Source organism: Pseudomonas songnenensis (genome assembly GCF_003696315.1).
Taxonomy (GTDB): domain Bacteria; phylum Pseudomonadota; class Gammaproteobacteria; order Pseudomonadales; family Pseudomonadaceae; genus Stutzerimonas; species Stutzerimonas songnenensis.
In genome coordinates, this window is record NZ_RFFN01000004.1 from 1 (window position 1) to 20,420 (window position 20,420).

Below are 20,420 nucleotides of genomic sequence, written 5' to 3' on the forward strand. Positions count from 1 at the left end.
AAGGCGCCGAAGAACCAGTTACCGACGTAGATATGCTTGACCTTGCGCGTCGCCAGCGTACCGAAGAAGACGACCGCATAGGCCACCCAGACGATGGTGATCAGGATGTCGATCGGCCACTCCAGTTCCGCGTATTCCTTGGAGCTGGTAAAGCCCAGCGGCAGGGAGATCGCGGCGAGCAGGATGACCAACTGCCAGCCCCAGAAGGTGAACGCAGCCAGCTTAGGCGCGAACAGGGTGGTTTGGCAGGTGCGCTGAACCGAGTAGTAGGACGTTGCGAACAGAGCACAGCCGCCGAAGGCGAAGATCACCGCGTTGGTGTGCAATGGACGTAGACGACCGAAACTGGTCCACGGGAGGTCGAAGTTCAGAAATGGCCAGGCCAATTGTGCTGCGATGAAAACGCCGAGCCCCATCCCGACGATTCCCCACACCACCGTCATGATGGCGAATTGGCGGACCACCTTGTAACTGTAGGCGGTACTGGTTGCTGTGTTCATGTATGGGCTTCCATCCACGGGTAATGAGCAGTTTTTTTCTTTCTGATAGAAAGCGAGGCAAGGATGGGGAAAGGGCAATCTGCCGGTATTGACCCGGATCAATACACACAAAGTGACAAAGGGCATCTCGTCCGGTGGAACCAAACGCCTGGGAAGGCATCGGCGAGCCTGATTCTGGCCCATGGTGCAGGCGCACCGATGGACAGCCCGTTCATGGAGGAAATGGCCGAACGCCTTGCGGCGCGTGGGATAGCGGTTTGTCGGTTCGAGTTCGCCTACATGGCGCAGCGGCGGGTGGGTGGGACAAAGCGACCGCCCAGTCCTCAGGCCCAGTTACTGGCGGAGTGGCGGGAAATCCATGAGCTGGTGCGACAGCAGGCCACAGGACTCGTCGCCATTGGAGGCAAGTCCATGGGCGGCCGCATGGCGAGTCTGCTCGCCGACGAGGTGGGGGCGGACGCGCTGGTCTGCCTTGGCTATCCGTTCTACCCGGCCGCAAAGCCCGACAAGCCACGTGTCGCCCATCTCGCCACGTTGCAGACGCCGACCTTGATCGTTCAGGGCGAGCGGGACGCCCTGGGCGATCGCGAAACGGTGGAGGGGTACGTGCTGTCACCGGCTATCGCGCTGCACTGGCTCGCCGCGGCAGACCATGACCTCAAACCCTTGAAACGCACGGGGTTGACCCACGCAGAGCATCTCGACCACGCCGCGGACGCCATCGCCATGTTTCTGCGGGGGCTCGTTCGACCGTGAGTCCGGCAGGTGGCAGCCGGGTCAAGTGACACCGGCTGCCGGGCGAGCTCAGCGGTTGAAGCGCTCCACCAGCGCGTACTGACCTTCCGCCGTTGCGGCGAGGTCCTCGCTGAGCAGCGCCGAGCTGCGCGCATCTCCAGAGGTCTGGTCGGCCAGGCGAGCGATGGTGCTGACGTTGTTGCTGATTTCATCGGCCACCGCGCTTTGCTCCTCGGTCGCCGAAGCGATCTGCGTGGTCATGTCGATGATGTTGCCCATCGCCTCGTTGATGCCGGTGAGCGCCTGGTCGGCCTGGGCTACCTGTTCGACACCGCGCGTGGCCTGCACACGACCTTCTTCGGTGGTCTGGACGGCATGCCGCGCCTGCAGTTGCAGTTTCTCGATCAGCTGGTGAATTTCACCCGTGGCCTCGGCAGTGCGTTGTGCCAGTTGCCGTACCTCATCGGCAACCACGGCAAACCCGCGGCCGCTGTCGCCGGCCCGTGCCGCTTCGATTGCAGCGTTGAGGGCAAGCAGGTTGGTCTGATCGGCAATGCTCTTGATCACGTCGACCACGCCGCCGATCGCGTCGCTGTCGTTGGCTAGCTGATTAACCGCCTCGCCAGTCCTGGCTACCGAATCGGCCAGCTGCTGGATCGCCTTTCGTGTTTCGGCGGTGACCTCGCGACCATGAATGGTGAGGCGGCTCGCCTCGCGGGTGGCTTCCGCCGCCAGGGCGACGTTGCTTGCCACCTCCTGGGTAGTCGCGGCCATTTCGTTGATGGCGGTCGCTACCTGTTCGGTCTCCTGATTCTGCTGTACCAGGCCGTTCGCACAGTTCTGTGCCAGTGAATCGGCCTGCTTGGCCTGACCCTGCAGCTGCACGGCCGTGTCCTGCAAGCGGGTGAGGCAGGTTTTCAGATGCGCCTGCTGGCTGAGCATCGCCATCTCGAGCTGGGCTTCTACGCCACGGCTGTCGGTATACATGCGTGCAATGAGCGGATCGCTGGTGGTCTGGCTCGCGAGCTGCAGCAGGCGCTTCAGGCCGCGCTGTTGCCACTGCAGACCGGCGAGTCCGAGCGGAACGGCAAGCACCGCTGCGGCGATGAAGCCCAGAGCGTTGTCGAGGACTGCCCCAACGAGAAAACCGACCTGGCTGACGATCAGGAAGGGCAACCACTTGCTCAGCACCGGCAGCCAGCTGTCTCGCCGCGGCACGCCGCTCTTGCCCGAGTTGATTCGCTCGTAGAGCGCTTCAGCGCGCTGCACCTGTTCCCGCGTCGGTTTTGTCCGTACCGACTCGTAGCCCGTCACCTGACGCTGCTGATCGAGAATGGGGGTGACATAGGCATTGACCCAGTAGTGGTCGCCGTTCTTGCGCCGGTTCTTGACGATGCCCATCCAGGGCTTGCCCTGCTTGAGTGTGGTCCACATATGGTCGAACACGGCCGGCGGCACATCCGGATGGCGCACCAGATTGTGCGGCGCGCGGATCAGTTCGTCGCGATCGAAGCCGCTGACCTCGACGAATATGTTGTTGCAATAGGTGATCTGTCCTTTCAGGTCGGTTGTCGAGACCAGTCGCTGCTGATCTGGAAAGGCGTATTCACGCTGGGTTACTGGCTGGTTGTTACGCATCGACTGTCACGCCTGGCAAGGTATTTGTAAGGTGGTGCGCCTGACCTTTTATATTTTTTTGAGTCTCAGACTGACCTATGGGTCGGCAGCCGCACCGTGTTCTTGAGCGATTAGCTGCTTGCCGGATCTGCTTCAATCCGACAGTAAGACGACGGGCATCTGGTGCGGCTTAATCTTTCTGCAATCTATTTCCGGCACGTTCGTTCCATGTCCGGACGCTCTTCGACGGGAGCGATGACCCGGCGGTCACGGAATCGGACAGCAGGCATGGATGTCAGGGCAGCTGGAGGATCAGACGCCACGGAACGGCAAACGCCGGTGCGAATGGATTCGCACCGGCGTTTTTGTTTGCGGAGCGGGGCGCCCCGCATGTGGGTGCTCAGTGGGCGATCAGCTGGCGCAACACATAGTGCAGAATGCCGCCCGCCTTGAAGTACTGGACTTCATTGAGCGTATCGATGCGGCTCAGCACCTGGAACGAGTCACGCGAGCCATCGGCACGCTCTACATCCACGGTCAGCATCTGGCGCGGCGTGATATCGGCGCCGAGCCCGCGGATCGACAACTTCTCGGTACCGTCCAGGCGCAGCGATTGGCGCGTCTGATCATCGACGAACTGCAAGGCCAACACGCCCATGCCGATCAGGTTGGAGCGATGGATCCGCTCGAAGCTTTCGGCAATCACCGCCTTCACACCCAGCAGATTGGTGCCCTTTGCTGCCCAGTCGCGGCTGGAGCCAGTGCCGTACTCCTTGCCGGCGATCACCACCAGCGGTACGCCCTCAGCCTGGTAGCGCATGGCGGCATCATAGATGGAAAGCTTCTCGCCACTCGGCTGATACAGCGTATTGCCGCCTTCCTCACCCCCCAGCATCTCGTTGCGGATGCGGATGTTGGCGAAGGTACCGCGCATCATCACTTCGTGGTTGCCGCGGCGTGAGCCATAGGAATTGAAGTCTTCAGGCGCGACCCCTAGCGATTGCAGGTACATGCCGGCCGGTGAGCTGGCCTTGATGTTGCCGGCCGGTGAGATGTGGTCGGTGGTGATGGAGTCGCCGAACACGGCCAGAACCCGGGCATTCTCGACGTCCGCCGGCGGCGCTGGTGGCTGGCCGATATCTTCGAAGTAAGGCGGGTTCTGCACGTAGCTGGAGTTGGCATCCCACGCGTAGGTATCCCCGGCACTGACCGGAATCTTTTGCCAGTGCTCGTCACCGCTGAACACGTCGGCGTAACGGCTGCGGAACATCTCGCCATCGATGCTGGCCACCGCTTCGGCGATTTCCGCGCTGCTTGGCCAGATATCCTTCAGGTACACCGGTTGGTTCTGCGCGTCATAGCCCAGCGGCTCGCGGTCCATGTCGATGCGTGTGGTGCCGGCCAGTGCAAAGGCGACCACCAGCGGCGGTGAGGCCAGCCAGTTGGCCTTGACCAGCGGATGCACGCGCCCTTCGAAGTTGCGGTTGCCGGACAGGACGGACGAAACGATCAGATCGTTATCGGTGATCGCCTGGCCGATGGCATCCGGCAGCGGCCCGGAGTTGCCGATGCAGGTGGTGCAGCCATAACCCACCAGGTTGAAGCCGAGCTCATCGAGGTAGCGGGTCAGGCCGGCGCGTTCGAGGTAGTCGGTCACGACCTTCGAGCCGGGCGCCAGGGAAGTCTTGACCCAGGGTTTGCGTTGCAGGCCGCGTTCGATGGCCTTCTTCGCAACCAGGCCGGCGGCCATCAGCACGTTCGGGTTCGAGGTATTGGTGCAGGACGTGATGGCGGCGATTACCACCGCGCCATGCTTGAGCTGGAACTGTTCACCGGCGACTGCAAAATCGGTATCGGCCTGCTGCTTGCGTCCGCTGGTCTCCAGCAGCAGGTCGAAGTTTGCGCCGATGTCGCCGAGGGTCACGCGATCCTGCGGTCGTTTCGGTCCGGCCACGGACGGGCGCACCTGGCTGAGATCGAGTTCCAGCGTGGCGGTGAATTCCGGGTCGGGCGAGTTGGTGTCGCGCCACATGCCCTGTGCCTTGCTGTAGGCCTCGACCAGCGCGATGCGCTCTTCGTTGCGACCGGTCAGGCGCAGGTAATCAATGGTGACCTGGTCGACCGGGAAGAAACCGCACGTTGCGCCATACTCGGGGGCCATGTTGCCGATGGTGGCGCGGTCGGCCAGCGGCAGGTGATCCAGTCCCGGTCCGAAGAACTCGACGAACTTGCCGACCACGCCGTGCTTGCGCAGCATCTGCGTTACGGTCAGCACCAGGTCGGTGGCGGTGACACCCTCGTTGAGCTTGCCGGTCAGGCGGAAGCCGATCACTTCAGGGATCAGCATCGACACCGGCTGGCCGAGCATTGCCGCCTCGGCCTCGATGCCACCAACGCCCCAGCCAAGCACGCCGAGGCCATTGATCATGGTGGTGTGCGAGTCGGTGCCGACCAGGGTGTCCGGATAGGCATAGGTTTCGCCGTTCTCTTCACGGGTCCAGACCACCTGGCCGAGGTATTCCAGATTCACCTGGTGACAGATGCCGGTGCCCGGCGGCACCACGGCGAAGTTGTCGAAGGCCTGCTGGCCCCAGCGCAGGAACTCGTAGCGTTCGCCGTTGCGCTGCATTTCGATCTCGACGTTCTGCTCGAAGGCCCGGTGGCTGCCGAAGCGGTCAACCATCACCGAGTGGTCGATCACCAGGTCCACCGGCGACAGCGGGTTGATCTTCTGCGGATCACCGCCGGCCTTGGCGACGGCGTCGCGCATGGCCGCCAGGTCAACGACTGCCGGCACGCCGGTGAAGTCCTGCATCAGTACGCGAGCAGGGCGGTACTGGATCTCCATCGTGGAGCTGCGCGTATCCAGCCAGCGCACCAGGGATTTCAGGTCGTCGGCGCGGACCGTCTGGTTGTCCTCCCAGCGCAACAAGTTTTCCAGGAGCACCTTCAGCGAGGTGGGCAAGCGGCTGATATCGCCCAGCTGGGCAGCGGCATCGGGCAGGCTGTAATAGTGGTAGGTCTTGCCGGCGACTTCGAGACTGCGACGGCATTTCAGGCTATCCAGGGAAGGCATTCCTCATCTCCTTGTGCCCCACACGGTAGGGCTGGCTGATGAATAAGCGTTGAAACTAGCTTAAGTGGCTGGCCTGGTGGATTCGGTTTCGCTCAAAACATTTCCGAGCCAACTCACCACACCGGCCACCAGGGCAGGGGTTTCGCTACTGCACTGGACCGGGCCATGCGGGCGAGGGTTCCCGTGGTCGGCTATGATGCGCGGCTTTGGCGCAGGCCCGACCGCTGACAGGATTCGAACATGAACACATTGCTGCTGCATTGCCGCCCTGGTTTCGAGGGCGAGGTCTGCGCGGAAATCAGCGAGCACGCCGCCATCCTGGACGTGGCCGGCTACGCCAAGGCACGGCCAGAGAGCGCCTGTGCGGAATTCATCTGCAGCGAAAGTGGCGGCGCCGAGCGGCTGATGCGCAAGCTGCGTTTCGCCGAGCTGATCTTTCCGCGGCAATGGGCGCGCGGTGAGTACCTGCAACTTCCTGAAACGGATCGCATCAGCGTATTGCTGGAGTACCTGGCGGCCTACCCGGTCTGCAGCAGCCTGTGGCTGGAAGTGCTGGACACCAATGATGGCAAGGAGCTTTCCAACTTCTGCCGCAAGTTCGAGGCGCCACTGCGCAAGGCGCTGATCAAGGCCGGTCGCCTCGACGAGCAGGGCAAGGGCCCGCGACTGCTGCTGACCTTCAAGAGCGGCCGTGAGGTGTTCGTCGGTATCGCCGAGGCGAACAACAGCGCGCTGTGGCCGATGGGCATCCCGCGACTGAAGTTTCCACGCCAGGCGCCAAGCCGTTCCACATTGAAGCTGGAGGAGGCCTGGCACCACTTTATCCCGCGCGACCAGTGGGATGCGCGACTGGCCGCAGGCATGACCGGCGTCGATCTCGGCGCAGCACCGGGCGGCTGGACCTGGCAGCTGGTCAATCGGCATATCAAGGTCAGCGCCGTGGACAACGGGCCGATGAACGCCGACCTGATGGACTCCGGACTGGTCGAGCATTTTCGCGCCGACGGTTTCACCTTTCGGCCGAAGAGGCCGGTGGACTGGATGGTCTGCGATATCGTCGAGAAGCCGGCACGTAACGCTGCGCTGCTGGAAACCTGGATCGGCGAAGGCCTGTGCCGTGAGGCGGTAGTCAATCTCAAGCTGCCGATGAAGCAGCGCTATGCCGAGGTCAAGCGCCTGCTCGAACGTATCGCCGATGGCCTGGCCGCGCGCGGCGTCAAGGCCAGCATTGGCTGCAAGCAGCTTTATCACGACCGCGAAGAGGTGACCTGTCACCTGCGGCGCCTCTGATCGTTGATCGGCAGCGGATGACCTGTTCTCCCGCTTGCGCCACAATGCACGCCTGTTTTCCGGAGCCCCCTGATGAGCCAATCAGCTGAAATGACCGCCGACGCCGTGCTCGATGCCAGCGGCCTGAACTGCCCCGAGCCGGTGATGATGCTGCACAACAAGGTGCGCGATCTCGCCGGTGGTGCCCTGCTCAAGGTGATCGCGACCGATCCCTCCACCCAGCGTGACATTCCGAAGTTCTGCATTTTCCTTGGGCATGATCTGGTCGAGCAGCAGGAGGCAGCGGGCACCTACCTCTACTGGATTCGCAAGAAGAGCGAGTGAGCGATGTGGCTGCCGATTCGTTCGCGCCGCCTCAGCCCAGCTCCTCCCGGGCAGTACCCGTTTGCTGGCGTCGCCACATGCGGGTCAGCCAGCGCCAGGCGATCCAGCCGCCGCCGATCAGGTAGATCAGCCCGCCCGGCACCCACATGATCAGCCCGGCCAGTTGCTGGTCTTCCACTGAGCGGCCGTCACCGTAGAACGACACGCTACCGAAAGTGAGCAGGGCGCCCAGCAGGCCGGTGTGCATCAGCGTCAGTAGCACCGCCATCAGTGCCTGTGGTACCTGCTTCGGGTTCGCGCGCAGGACCGACCACCAGAACAGCCAACCGGTGAACAGGAAGCACGCATGCTCGAAGGCATGCCACCAGAGGTTGTCCAGCGCCAGCACGTAGAGTTTCGGCGTGTGCCAGATCCAGATCACCGCGCCATGCAGCAGCGCCAGCACTGTGGGGTAGCGCCCCGCACGCAGGATGCCGGTCCATAGCGGCTGGGCGAAGCGCCCGGTAATCCCGCGCCATTGCGGCAGCGGCCGCGCCAGCGCCCACAGCGGGGCGATCACTATGATGAACAGCATGTGCTGGGTCATGTGCCAGGCCGTGCTGGTTTCCGCCCAGTCGTCGATGGGGCCGAACACCGAGAAGACCACCAGCAGCATTGCTGCGTGAAAGCAGAGGGCTTCATGGCGCCGCGGCGCTACCTTGCGACCACCGAGCAGGTACAGCAGCCAGGCCGCTGCCACCAGCAAAGCGGTCAGCAGCAGCGGCGCGCGGTCGAGCATATGGGCGTCGAACAGGCCGTGTGCATGGGCACGGGAGGGCAGAGCGAGCGTGGCGCCCACGACGAACATGAGCAGGGCGGGCCAACGCGAGGATGTAAAGGTCACAGGCATGGCGGAATCTGTAATAGCGGAATGCCGACGAACAGGGTGGCCAGCGCTGCGATCAGGTGAATGCCGGCCGCGATCTTGGTGACGAACTGCTGTCGTTCGTTCAACTGCTCCGGCATGCGTGACAGGCGCCAGAAGTAACGCGCCATCCACAGCAGCAGCCCGAGCGTAAGCAGGGTGAGGACGCCGAGACTGCCGTTCAGCCAGTTCCATACGCCCTGGGCCGGGTCGGGCGGGCTGAGCTTGCAGATCACCGCCTGGCCGCCATACATGGCGACGAACCACAGGCTCCAGATGATCAGGCCGATCGGGATCTGAATCGGATGGTAGGGCGACGTCCGCGCATATTTCATCACGCACCTCCCCACGTAGCCGGAAACAGCACGATGGCCGCATAGCTGACCCAGAGCACACCCAGGTTGTAGTACCAGAGCTGCTCGACCACGACAGGTTCGTATGGCGCCTTGTCGCCCACGTAGCCGAGGGCTACCCGCCACGCCTGCAGACCGGTGAGCACCGCTGCCAGTGTGCAATGGATCAGGCTGTACGCGAGCATTACGAAAATCACCGCGTCATGTGCGGTTTCGGTAGGTGCCAGCCCTGCGCTCAGCATCAGCCACAGCAGCATTGCCGACTGTGCCAGTGCCAGCAGGCCCAGCCATGCCAGCTGCGCCATCAGCCCACTGTGCATACCGGCCCGCAGGCGCTTGATCAGGCGGTGCAGCCAGAGCGTGCCGGCGCTCAGCAGGACGGCGCTGGCGAACATCAGCCAGCCGTTGAGCCCACTCTCCGGGACCTGCCATTGCGGCGACACGGTCCACAGATAGAACCAGCCGAACAGCAGTGACAGATACAGGGCGCCGTCAGCCAGCAACGTCACGCCCATGCCCCACAGGCCCGGCCCGTCGAAGGTGCGCGAGTGCAGCGGTGGTTCGCCTGGCTGGGTGTGGGCGTCTGGTGCAGCAGCGGGATGCGCGCCGTTTTCCCAGGACCAGCGCAGCAGTACCACCACGGTGGCAATGGTCGCCACGATCGCAAGGATGTAGGACTTGCTCAGCAAGCTCAGGCACAGCACCGCGAGAAAAACCGAGGCGATAAACGGCAGCCAGCTGTTGCCGGGCAGATGGATGATCTCGCGCACCTTGCCCGTCAATGGATCGCTACCCCAGGTCTCGCGCCGTCCGTGGTCGATCACCGTCAACGCATGTTCGCCACGGGCAATGCTGTCGGGCAGGTCCGGGTCTTTCCACAGCGGATGACGGTCGGTCACGTCAGGCAGGCTGACGAAGTTGTAGGCGCTCGGCGGCAAGCTGGTGGCCCACTCCAGGGTATCGGCCTTCCAGGGGTTCTTCGGCGCAGGGATGCCGAAGCGGAAGTGCAGGATGATGTCCAGCAGGATGGTGGCGACACCCGCCGCCATGATGAAGCTGCCGATCGAAGAGACCAGATTGGGCATGTCCCAGCCCAGGCCCGTGTCGTAGGTATAAACCCTTCGCGGCATGCCGATCAGTCCGGTCCAGTGCATGATCAGGAAGGTCACGTTGAAACCGATGAAGAAGAGCCAGAAGCCCCAGCGCCCGAGCTTTTCCGACGGCATGCGCCCGGAGAAGTGCGGCAGCCAGTAGTACAGACCGGCCATCAGCGGGAAGACCATGCCGCCCACCAGCACGTAGTGCATATGCGCAACCACGAAGTGGGTGTCGTGGACCTGCCAGTCGAACGGCACCAGCGCCAGCATCACGCCGGTCAGGCCGCCGGCGACGAAGACGATCAGAAAGCCCACCAGCCAGAGCATCGGCACCCTGTACACCGGCTTGCCGAGCCAGAGCGTCGCCAGCCAGGCGAAGATCTGCACCCCGGTGGGAATCGCCACCAGCATGCTCGCCGCCGAGAAGAACGCCGTGGCCAGCTGCGGAATGCCGACCGTGAACATGTGGTGCACCCACAGGCCGAAACTGATGAAACCGGTGGTCAGTACGCCCAGTACCACCCAGCGGTAGCCCACCAGCGGGCGCTGGCAAAACACCGGAATCAGCGTGGAAACGATGCCGGCGCCGGGCAGGAAGATGATGTACACCTCCGGGTGGCCGAACAGCCAGAACAGGTGCTGCCAGAGCACCGGGTCGCCGCCGCGGGCGACATCGAAGAACGGCATGCCTGCTGCGCGCTCCAGCTCCAGCAGGATGGAGCCGAGGATCAGTGGCGGGAAGCCGACCACGATCATCATCGCCATCACCAGGATGTACCACGCATACAGCGGCATCTTGTGCAGCGCCATGCCGTTGGTGCGGGTACGCAGTATCGACACCACCAGCTCGACACCGGCCGATACCGCGGAAATCTCGACGAAGGTGATTCCCAGCAGCCAGAAATCCGAGTTTACCCCCGGCGTATGGGCCGAGCTGGATAGTGGCGTGTACATGAACCAGCCGGCCTTGGGCGCGACGTCGAGAAAGATGCTCGACAGCAGGATCAGCCCGCCGAACAGGTAGCAGTAGTAGCCAAGGGCAGAAAGCCTCGGAAAGACCAGGTCGCGGGCGCCGATCATCTTCGGGATCAGGTAGACCGCCAGCCCCTCCATCATGGGTACCGCGAAGAGAAACATCATCACCGTGCCGTGCATGGTGAAGACCTGGTTGTAGACGTCCGGCTCCATCAGCTCATAGCCGGGCAGGGCGAGCTGGGTACGGATCAGCATGGCCAGCAGGCCGCCCACCAGGAAGAAGAACGCGCCGGTCACCAGAAAGCGCAGGCCGATGCTGGTGTGATTGACGATCGTCAGCGCACGCCAGCCGCGCGGGTTGCCCCACACCTCGTCGAACTGATCGTGGAGCTGGTCGAGATCGGCGGCGCCGTTGTTCTGAGTCGGTGTCATGGAGCGAGGGTCTCCAGCCAGTCGGCAAGCTGGCCGAGGGTTTCTTCGGGGATGTCGTCGTGTCGGGGCATGGCAATGCCGTGTTTCAGGCTCTGGTGATCGCTCAACCAGCGGCGCAGGCCTTCGCTGTCATTGGCTATGACGCCGGCACCCAGGGTTGGGCGGGTGGCCAGATCGCTCAGATCGGGGGCGCGATCGCCATCGCTGACCCCGGCCACGCGGTGGCATTGCCCGCAGCGCTCGTCGAACACCCGGCCGGCATCACCGCTGGGGGGTTGGTGTGCCAGCTCCCTGCGTGCCTCGACCCAGCCGGCGAACGCGTCGGGTTCGAGCGCCTCGACATGGAGAATCATGTGTGCGTGCTGGCTGCCGCAGAATTCCGAGCATTGCCCGCGAAACACGCCGGTCTGGGACGCTTGCAGGCGCAGGGTGTTGGTCCGCCCCGGTACCATGTCCAGCTTGCCGCCCAGGCGCGGCACCCAGAACGAGTGGATCACGTCGGCGCTGGTCACCTCGACGTCCACTGGCCGATCCACCGGCAGGATGAACTGGTTGGCTGTCACCACGCCGCTGTCCGGATAGCGCACCTCCCACCACCATTGATGCCCTACGACCTGGATGCGCAGCGGTTGCTCGCCCTCGACAGGCAGCGGCAGCATGCTGCGCCCGGTGGGAATGCCGAAGGCCAGAAGGGCGATGATGCTGACCGTGGGCAGGATCAGGCCGCCACCGATGATCCAGCGCCGGTTGATCCGCAGGGCCTGCTCAGCGCTATAGGTCTGCGGGCGCCGCAGCATGGCGTAGATCCACAGCGCGCTCACCACCAGCAGTACCAGCACGGAAAAACCGAACATGGCCCACCAGACATTGGCGACGTCGCGGGCCATCGGCCCGGCGGGCGACAGAGCCGACTGCGGCCCGTCGCATGCGGTCAGCAAAGGAACTGCCAGCGCCAGCGTGGTCCATTTGAAAGGGTTGCCGCCTCGTTCCGATGACCGGGCGGCCCGTTTCACTACAGTGCCTGGGAGGGCCGGATGGCCACAGAACGCGAGTCGATCAACAGTAATGCCGCCATTGCCGGCCATCCGCTGCATCCTATGATGATTCATTTCCCCGTCGCCGCGCTGATCGGCCTGGTGCCGGCGGACCTGGCCTATTTCTGGACGCTCGACGAGTTCTGGTGGCGAGCCGGCCTCTGGCTTTCGGGCGTGGGCGCCATCGGCGGCTGGATCGCCAGCATCGCCGGCGTCATCGATCTGCTCTCCGTCCAGCAGATTCGCCGCAAGATCACCGCATGGTGTCACGCCATTCTCGCTGTGATGATGCTTTCGCTGGCTTCGTTGAACTGGCTGTTGCGCTATCAGGGCATGGATCGTGGAGATGGCGATGCCATGTGGGGGCTCTATCTTTCGCTGCTGACTGCCGTGCTGATCTCGCTGGCGGCGTTTCTCGGTGGGCGGTTGGTCTACGAACATGCTGTCGGCGTGGATCTCGACGGCCAGCAGGCGCCCTGAGCCGTCGCTGCGGCAGGCAGAATGTGATGGGGCGGGGCGGGCCGTGCAGTCGGTCATGCGAGGCTGTCGTTCCTTGAGTCAGAAGGGTTTGGCAAGCACCAGCCACAGGGTCAGGGCGATCAGTATCGGAACCAGCACACCCAGGGCCATGCACTGGTATGTGACGCCACGCTCCGGCTCGCGTTCGATGCGCAGGACCAGAACCCCGCACAGGGCATGACAGAGCGCCATGCCTGTCACCATCGTCAGCTTCATGATCAGCCAGCCGGCCAGCGTGCCGTCGCGCAGGAACAGCGCCGTGCCGGAGCCGATCGCCAGCAGCGCAGCGGGTGTGCTGATCAGGGTGAACGCCATGCGGGTGAGATGGGCATGGTCGCGGTAGAAGAGTTGATCGCTACGCTTGGTGCCCGCCGCGATCATTGCCGGCAGATAGAGCAGCGAGCCGCACCAGCAGAGCAGGGCGGCAAAGTGCAGCAGTTTGAGCAAGGGCATGCCGGTCTCCATCCTGCCTGAGGCGAATCAGAGGATGTGACAGTCCCGCTTGCGGGCAGTTCGTCAGTGCTGGCGAAGCGGCGGCAGATGCTGCCGCCGGTGCTCCGGTACCTGCTACGTTCAGTTCGACGCGTCGCGTTCAGGGCGCTCGAACAATTGCGTGCCGCAGCGGCTGCAGAACGCCGCATTGGGCTCGTGGGTGAGCTTGTCACAGGTCGGGCAGCTGTGGCGCAGGTTGTCCTGGCGCATCGCATTGGCGAGCTCGGCAGTGAAAATGCCAGTCGGTACGGCGATGATCGAATAACCGGTGATCATCACCACCGTCGCCAGCGCCTTGCCCAGCGGCGTATGTGGGACGATGTCGCCGAAACCGACGGTGGTCAGCGTGACCACCGCCCAGTAGATGCTCATCGGGATGCTGGTGAAGCCGTTGGAGGGCCCCTCGATCACGTACATCAGCGTGCCGTAGACGATGAGCAGCGTAGTGACGCTGAGCAGAAAGACGATGATCTTCTGCCGGCTACCCTGCAGTGCCACCAGCAGGAAGTTCGCCTGGCTCAGGTAGGGCGTCAGCTTGAGCACGCGGAATATTCGCAGCATGCGGATGATGCGCACCACCAGCAGATACTGCGCATCCGGCAACAGCAGGGCGATGAAAGCCGGCAGCACCGATAGAAGATCGACCGCACCGTAGAAGCTGAAGATGTACTTGCGTGGCTCGGGATGCGTGTAGATGCGTACCAGATATTCCACGGCGAAGATCGCCGTAAACGCCCACTCCAGATTTGTCAGCAGCTCGCCGTGGCGCTCATTGAACGCGGCGATGCTGTCGAACATCACCACCACCAGGCTGGCCAGGATGATGACCAGGAGCCAGGTGTCGAAGCGCTTGCCCGCCGGGGTATTGGTGAAAAAGATGATGACGTATAGCCGTTCGCGCCAGCTCATCGCCTTCAGGGAATCGTTATCCATTCGCGGTGGTCTCTCGCATGGGGGCAGCCAAAGCGGCTCATTAAAGCATTGCTGCCGTCCGCCTGCATGCCGTGCCGCTGCGCTGGCCGCATGCCGTTGGTAACGTCACTTTGCCTGAATCACGGTTAGCGCATAGTCTGAACACAGGCGCAGCCAGCAGTTGGAGAGTGCAATGCCCGATTCCCAGTTGGTCGACCCATTCGGCCGGCGCATTACCTACCTGAGATTGTCGGTAACCGACCGCTGTGATTTTCGCTGTACCTACTGCATGAGCGAGGACATGGTCTTCGCTCCGCGTGCACAGATTCTTACCCTCGAAGAGCTGTATGCCGTGGCCGACGCGTTCATTGGCCTCGGTGTCAAACGCATTCGCGTTACAGGTGGCGAGCCGCTGGTGCGCAAGGGCCTGACTGGATTGCTGGCGCGGCTCGGCGCGCGCAGCGAGCTGGAAGATCTGGCTATCACTACCAATGGCTCGCAGTTGCCGAGCCTGGCTGCATCGCTGCGTGAAGCCGGCGTCAAACGGCTCAATATCAGTCTCGACTCGCTCAAGCGCGACCGTTTCGCCGAACTGACCCGCCGTGACCGGCTCGATCAGGTACTTGAAGGCATCGAGTCTGCGCGCCGCGCGGGCTTCAAGCGGATCAAGCTCAACAGCGTGGTGCAGAAGGGGCGCAACGACGACGAGATTCTCGATCTGGTGGATTTCGCCATCGAGCGCGGGCTGGACATCAGCTTCATCGAAGAGATGCCGCTGGGCAGCGTGTCCAGTCATCAGCGCCAGATCACCTTCTGCTCCAGCGACGAGGTGCGTGAGCGCATCGAGGCGCGCCATACGCTGGTGCGCAGCAGCCATGCCACGGGTGGCCCCTCGCGCTACTGGCAGGTGGCCGGCAGCGAGACGCAGATCGGCTTCATCTCCCCGCATAGCAACAACTTCTGCGGCAGCTGCAACCGTGTACGTGTGACCGCCGAGGGCAAGTTGGTGCTCTGCCTGGGTCACGAAGGCGCGCTGGATCTGAAAAGCCTGATGCGCCGTCATCCGGGCGACAGTGAACGCCTGCGCAATGCCTTGGTGGATGCGTTGCAGCTCAAACCGGAAAAGCATCACTTCCGTACCGATGAGCAGGTACAGGTGGTGCGCTTCATGAGCATGACCGGCGGTTGATCGCCCACGGCCGCCGAGCCACTGGTCGGTGTTTCATTTCTTCCGCATTTGCGTCGCCGTACTTACCGGTGCCGCTTCGCCTCGAGAGAGGCGTTTCTGTGCGCCGCCGCGCTGCGAGCCTGGCCGATCGGCGTGATAAACTCCGTGGCTTCTTGCCAGTACCCATTCGATGCCAGGATTTCCGATGTTCACGGCGACTCCGCTTGTTCGTCCCCATGCTGACTGCCAAGGATTGGCTGCATGCGCCTGAAGAGCATCAAACTCGCCGGCTTCAAATCCTTCGTCGATCCCACCACCGTCAGCTTCCCGAGCAACATGGCGGCAGTTGTCGGGCCGAACGGCTGCGGCAAATCCAATATCATCGATGCCGTGCGCTGGGTAATGGGCGAAAGTTCGGCGAAGAACCTGCGTGGCGAGTCGATGACCGACGTCATCTTCAACGGCTCGAATACGCGCAAGCCGGTAACCCAGGCCAGTATCGAGCTCATCTTCGATAACTCCGACGGTACGCTGACCGGCGAGTACGCTGCCTTCGCCGAGATATCCATCCGCCGCCGCGTAACCCGTGATTCGCAGAACACCTACTTCCTCAACGGGGTGAAGTGCCGCCGCCGCGACATCACCGACATCTTCCTCGGCACCGGCCTCGGACCGCGCAGCTACTCGATCATCGAGCAGGGGATGATCTCCAAGCTGATCGAGGCCAAACCCGAAGACCTGCGCAACTTCATCGAGGAAGCCGCCGGCATCTCCAAGTACAAGGAGCGCCGGCGCGAAACCGAGAACCGCATTCGGCGCACCCACGAGAACCTGGCGCGCCTGACCGATTTGCGCGAAGAGCTGGAGCGTCAGCTCGAACGCCTGCACCGTCAGGCGCAGTCGGCGGAGAAGTATCAGGAGTACAAGGCCGAGGAGCGCCAGCTCAAAGCGCAGCTTTCGGCATTGCGCTGGCAGGCACTGAACGAGCAGGTCGGCCAGCGCGAGCAGGTCATCGGCGATCAGGAGGTCGCTTTCGAGGCGTTGGTGGCCGAGCAGCGCAGCGCCGACGCGAGCATCGAGCGCCTGCGTGACGGCCACCACGAGCTGTCCGAGCGTTTCAACCAGGTGCAGGGCCGCTTCTATTCGGTCGGCGGCGACATCGCGCGCGTCGAGCAGAGCATCCAGCATGGCCAGCAGCGCCTGCGCCAGTTGCAGGACGATCTGCGCGAGGCGGAACAGGCGCGTCTGGAAACCGAATCGCACCTTGGCCACGATCGCACTCTGCTGGCCACCCTCGGCGAGGAACTGGCGATGCTCGAGCCCGAGCAGGAGCTCTCCGGCGCCGCTGCCGAAGAGTCCGCGGCCCGGCTGGAAGAGGCCGAAGCGGCCATGCAGGCCTGGCAGGAACAGTGGGAGCGCTTCAACCAGCACAGCGCCGAGCCGCGCCGCGCGGCGGAAGTGCAGCAGTCGCGCATCCAGCAGCTGGAGCAGAGCCTGGAACGCCTCGCCGAACGCCAGCGCCGCCTGGACGAGGAGCGTGCGCTGCTGGCTGCCGATCCCGAAGACGTCGCGATCCTTGAGCTTGGTGAGCAGCTCGCAGCCAGCGAACTCGATCTCGAGGCGCTCGCTGCGGCTGGCGAAGGACTCAATGAGCGTCTGGAACAGCTGCGCGAAGAGCTGCAGCAGGCGAACCAAACCCAGCAGCAGATGCAGGGCGAGCTACAGCGACTGAATGGCCGCATCGCTTCACTGGAAGCCTTGCAGCAGGCCGCGATGGATCCGGGGAAGGGCGTCGCCGAATGGCTGCGTGAGCAATGTCTGGCGGACCGTCCGCGCCTTGTCGAGGGTTTGCGCGTCGAGCCCGGCTGGGAATTGGCCGTGGAGACCGTGCTGGGCGGCGACTTGAATGCGGTATTGCTGGATGAGTTCGCGGCAATCGATCTTGCTGGGTTCGAGCAGGGCGATCTACGCCTGGTCAGCCCGCGCCAGGGCGATGTGAACCGCCCTGGCAGTCTGCTTGCGCTGGTCGAGTCAGCACTCGATCTTTCGCCCTGGCTGGGGCGTGTGCGTCCTGTCGAGTCGCTGGAGCAGGCGCTGGCCGCACGCGCAGCGCTCGGCGAAGACGAAAGCGTGATCAGTCGTGATGGCTATTGGGTCGGCCAGCATTTCCTGCGGGTGCACCGTGCCAGTCAAGCGGAATCGGGTGTGCTTGCACGCGGGCAGGAACTGGAGCGGCTACTGGCCGAGCGCGACGAACGCGAAGCAGCCTTGGCAGTGATTGAAGAGCGCATTTCCGAATTGCGCGCAGCCCAGTCCCGCCTGGAAGAGGAGCGCGAACAACAGCGCCGGCGACAGCAGGAAGAGGCTCGGACACACGGTGACCTCAAAGCCCAGCTGTCTGCCGGGCAAGCACGGCTGGAGCAACTTGGACTGCGCCGCCAGCGCCTCGACGAAGAGCTTGCCGAACAGCAGGACCGGCGCGAGATCGAGACCGAGCAGTTGGGCGAGGCGCGCCTGCAGCTACAGGACGCGCTGGATGCGATGGCTCATGACGCCGAGCAGCGCGAGACGCTGCTGGCCAGTCGTGACGGTATCCGCGAACGTCTGGACCGTATCCGTCAGGATGCGCGTCAGCAGAAGGATCATGCGCACCAGTTGGCGCTGCGAGTCGGCTCGCTCAAGGCGCAGCATGAGTCTACGCGCCAGGCGCTGGAGCGGTTGGAACAGCAGTTCGAACGTGCCATCGAGCGCCGGGAGCAGCTAACGCTGAACCTGGAAGAGGGGGAGGCGCCGCTCGAGGAGCTGCGCATGAAGCTTGAGCAATTGCTGGAACGGCGGATGGGCGTCGAAGAGGAACTCAAGCATGCCCGCCTCGCGCTGGAAGATGCTGATCGCGAGTTACGCGATGCCGAAAAGCGACGCACGCAGGCCGAGCAGCAGGCGCAGCTGCTGCGCGGTCAGCTGGAGCAGCAGCGACTGGACTGGCAGGGCCTGAGCGTCCGGCGCAAGGCGCTGCAGGATCAGCTTCACGAGGATGGCTACGACCTGCACGGCGTACTGGGCACGCTCCCGGCCGAGGCCAGCGAGCAAGGTTGGGAAGCGGAGCTGGAGCGCCTTGGCCAGCGTATTCAGCGCCTCGGGCCGATCAACCTGGCCGCGATCGACGAATACCAGCAGCAATCGGAGCGCAAGCGCTATCTCGATGCCCAGAACGATGACCTTGTCGAGGCACTGGATACGCTGGAAAACGTTATCCGCAAGATCGACCGCGAAACCCGTAATCGTTTCAAGGAAACCTTCGATCAGATCAACAGCGGCCTGCAGGCGCTTTTCCCGAAAGTCTTCGGTGGTGGCAACGCTTATCTGGAACTTACCGGGGAAGATTTACTCGATACCGGGGTGGCGATCATGGCAAGGCCGCCCGGAAAGAAGAACAGCACGATCCACCTGCTTTCCGGAGGAGAAAAGGCGTTGACGGCGCTGGCATTGGTATTTGCCATCTTCCAGCTTAATCCGGCGCCTTTCTGCATGCTCGATGAAGTTGATGCGCCATTGGACGATGCGAACGTCGGTCGTTATGCGCGGCTGGTAAAGGAAATGTCGGAGAAAGTGCAGTTCATCTATATCACTCACAACAAGATCGCCATGGAAATGGCCGATCAGTTGATGGGTGTAACCATGCATGAACCGGGTTGCTCGAGGCTGGTGGCTGTCGACGTCGAACAGGCCGTCGCCCTAGCTGAAGCCTAGGATTAAGCCGCGTGTTTGAGCGTTTTTGATACAAGGAAGGCCATAAAAAGAGAACTACCGCACGGTGCAAAGTTACCGTTCGTCGTGCTAGCTTAGAGCACAATTTTTACGATGCGCTTGCAGCGGCTCCATGTGGCCGTTTGTTGCGTCTTTATCATCGAATTCAGAGGTTAATGCATTAATGGATATCGGTCTGCGCGAGTGGCTGATCGTCATCGGCATCATTGTCATCGCCGGCATTCTGTTCGACGGCTGGCGACGCATGCGTGGTGGCAAGGGCAAGCTGAAGTTCAAGCTGGACCGTAGCCTCTCCAATCTTCCCGATGCCGACGATTCTCCTGAAGTACTGGGCCCCGCACGCGTGGTGAATCGCGATCACGAACCTTCCCTCGATGAAGGCGACATGCCTGCCGTGAGCACTCGCGAGTCCGGCAAGAAGCGCCGGCAGGACGAACCTTTCCAAGGCGATCTTCAGCTCAATACCGACGAACCCGTGCCAACGCTGCTTGATCCTGTCGTGGGTGACGATGAAGACGAGAAAGAGCAGTCGCAGAAAGAGCTGGCGCCTGTCGAGGAAGTGCTCGTCATCAACGTGATTTGCCGCGACCCTCAGGGTTTCCGCGGCCCTGCGCTGTTGCAGAACATTCTCGAAAGCGGTCTGCGCTTCGGTGAGATGGATATCTTCCACCGGCACGAGAGCATGGCCGGCAACGGCGAGGTGTTGTTCTCCATGGCCAATGCGGTCAAGCCCGGCACCTTCGACCTGGACGACATCGATCACTTCACCACCCCGGCCGTCAGCTTCTTCCTCGGTCTGCCAGGCCCGCGCCATCCCAAGCAGGCCTTTGATGTCATGGTCGCTGCCGCGCGCAAGCTCTCCCAGGAGCTTAACGGCGAGCTGAAGGACGATCAGCGCAGCGTGCTGACCGCTCAGACCATCGAGCACTACCGCCAGCGCATCGTCGAGTTCGAGCGCCGGCAGATGACCATCAAGCAGCGCTGATAATCCACCGCACCGGGCCTCGCGCCCGGTGTTGCGTTTGCTGGGCAGACGCCCCCCATTTGCTCTACCGGCTTGATGCGCAGAGTGCTGTTGGGAGCAGCCCACCAGCACCACACCTCAGTGACGTCGTCCCGTTACGCTATCTGTCCAGTCCGAACCAATCAGCTCCCTCCGCAGGCCTGCCTTCGGCTTCGCATTCGGCTAGAATCCGACGCCTTTCCTATCAACCAAGGCGCGCT

At 63.0% G+C, this 20,420-nt stretch carries 16 protein-coding genes and 1 pseudogene; 7 read left to right on the forward strand and 10 right to left on the reverse strand.

What is annotated here, in order from left to right:
• Positions 1-500, reverse strand: a 500-nt coding sequence (locus tag EA798_RS12295; protein ID WP_208643721.1) for a cbb3-type cytochrome c oxidase subunit I, incomplete at its 3' end; no start/stop codon positions are given.
• A gap of 63 nt (positions 501-563) precedes the next feature.
• Here EA798_RS12295 and EA798_RS12300 point away from each other — a divergent pair.
• Complete coding sequence (locus tag EA798_RS12300; protein WP_122099139.1) at positions 564-1,256, forward strand: alpha/beta family hydrolase; 693 nt, start codon at positions 564-566, stop codon at positions 1,254-1,256.
• Positions 1,257-1,304: 48 nt separating this feature from the next.
• On the opposite strand, the gene EA798_RS20960 is transcribed toward EA798_RS12300, so the two are convergent.
• The 3 genes and pseudogenes from EA798_RS20960 to acnA form a co-directional block, all read right to left on the reverse strand.
• Positions 1,305-2,222, reverse strand: coding sequence for a methyl-accepting chemotaxis protein (locus EA798_RS20960; RefSeq protein WP_420849552.1), 918 nt, complete (start codon positions 2,220-2,222; stop codon positions 1,305-1,307).
• Positions 2,223-2,540: 318 nt separating this feature from the next.
• A pseudogene (locus EA798_RS20965) lies at positions 2,541-2,873 on the reverse strand (PAS domain-containing protein); the annotation flags it as partial.
• A 379-nt stretch (positions 2,874-3,252) separates the two neighbouring features.
• Complete coding sequence (acnA, locus tag EA798_RS12310; RefSeq protein WP_122099141.1) at positions 3,253-5,928, reverse strand: aconitate hydratase AcnA; 2,676 nt, start codon at positions 5,926-5,928, stop codon at positions 3,253-3,255.
• 240 nt (positions 5,929-6,168) lie between these two features.
• Here acnA and rlmM point away from each other — a divergent pair, with 240 nt between their 5' ends.
• Positions 6,169-7,218, forward strand: coding sequence for a 23S rRNA (cytidine(2498)-2'-O)-methyltransferase RlmM (gene rlmM / locus EA798_RS12315; protein ID WP_122099142.1), 1,050 nt, complete (start codon positions 6,169-6,171; stop codon positions 7,216-7,218).
• A gap of 72 nt (positions 7,219-7,290) precedes the next feature.
• Positions 7,291-7,542 (forward strand): sulfurtransferase TusA, encoded by a 252-nt coding sequence (tusA, locus tag EA798_RS12320; protein ID WP_106155126.1) that lies wholly within the window; start codon positions 7,291-7,293, stop codon positions 7,540-7,542.
• A 31-nt stretch (positions 7,543-7,573) separates the two neighbouring features.
• On the opposite strand, the gene EA798_RS12325 is transcribed toward tusA, so the two are convergent.
• Genes EA798_RS12325 through coxB form a run of 4 tightly spaced genes read right to left on the reverse strand, consistent with a single transcriptional unit; the run spans position 7,574 to position 12,190 of the window.
• Positions 7,574-8,389 carry a cytochrome c oxidase assembly protein gene (locus EA798_RS12325; protein ID WP_106158723.1) on the reverse strand — a complete coding sequence of 272 codons (816 nt, stop codon included), beginning with the start codon at positions 8,387-8,389 and terminating at the stop codon, positions 7,574-7,576.
• 32 nt (positions 8,390-8,421) lie between these two features.
• The gene (locus tag EA798_RS12330; RefSeq protein WP_106155125.1) at positions 8,422-8,781 is read right to left on the reverse strand and encodes a hypothetical protein; all 360 of its coding nucleotides are present in this window, start codon (positions 8,779-8,781) and stop codon (positions 8,422-8,424) included.
• On the reverse strand, positions 8,781-11,303 hold the full coding sequence (gene ctaD, locus EA798_RS12335) for a cytochrome c oxidase subunit I (protein ID WP_122099143.1): 2,523 nt from the start codon (positions 11,301-11,303) through the stop codon (positions 8,781-8,783). Before ctaD ends, EA798_RS12330 begins: the two co-directional genes overlap by 1 nt.
• A complete protein-coding gene (coxB, locus tag EA798_RS12340) occupies positions 11,300-12,190 on the reverse strand; it encodes a cytochrome c oxidase subunit II (protein ID WP_122099340.1) in 891 nt (296 codons plus the stop codon). Before coxB ends, ctaD begins: the two co-directional genes overlap by 4 nt.
• A 147-nt stretch (positions 12,191-12,337) precedes the next feature.
• Here coxB and EA798_RS12345 point away from each other — a divergent pair, with 147 nt between their 5' ends.
• On the forward strand, positions 12,338-12,817 hold the full coding sequence (locus tag EA798_RS12345) for a DUF2231 domain-containing protein (protein ID WP_106155122.1): 480 nt from the start codon (positions 12,338-12,340) through the stop codon (positions 12,815-12,817).
• 78 nt (positions 12,818-12,895) lie between these two features.
• On the opposite strand, the gene EA798_RS12350 is transcribed toward EA798_RS12345, so the two are convergent.
• Together EA798_RS12350 and EA798_RS12355 are read right to left on the reverse strand one after the other, a co-directional pair.
• Positions 12,896-13,309, reverse strand: a complete 414-nt coding sequence (locus tag EA798_RS12350; RefSeq protein WP_122099144.1) for a CopD family protein — start codon at positions 13,307-13,309, stop codon at positions 12,896-12,898.
• A gap of 120 nt (positions 13,310-13,429) precedes the next feature.
• Positions 13,430-14,281 carry an ion transporter gene (locus EA798_RS12355; RefSeq protein ID WP_106155120.1) on the reverse strand — a complete coding sequence of 284 codons (852 nt, stop codon included), beginning with the start codon at positions 14,279-14,281 and terminating at the stop codon, positions 13,430-13,432.
• Positions 14,282-14,453: 172 nt separating this feature from the next.
• Here EA798_RS12355 and moaA point away from each other — a divergent pair, with 172 nt between their 5' ends.
• The 3 genes from moaA (at position 14,454) to zipA (ending at position 20,181) form a co-directional block, all read left to right on the forward strand.
• The gene (gene moaA / locus EA798_RS12360; RefSeq protein WP_122099145.1) at positions 14,454-15,449 is read left to right on the forward strand and encodes a GTP 3',8-cyclase MoaA; all 996 of its coding nucleotides are present in this window, start codon (positions 14,454-14,456) and stop codon (positions 15,447-15,449) included.
• A 240-nt stretch (positions 15,450-15,689) separates the two neighbouring features.
• The gene (smc, locus tag EA798_RS12365; protein ID WP_122099146.1) at positions 15,690-19,178 is read left to right on the forward strand and encodes a chromosome segregation protein SMC; all 3,489 of its coding nucleotides are present in this window, start codon (positions 15,690-15,692) and stop codon (positions 19,176-19,178) included.
• A 181-nt stretch (positions 19,179-19,359) separates the two neighbouring features.
• Entirely contained in the window at positions 19,360-20,181 is an 822-nt protein-coding gene (gene zipA, locus EA798_RS12370; protein ID WP_095460032.1) for a cell division protein ZipA, read from the forward strand.
• Positions 20,182-20,420 lie beyond the last annotated feature (239 nt).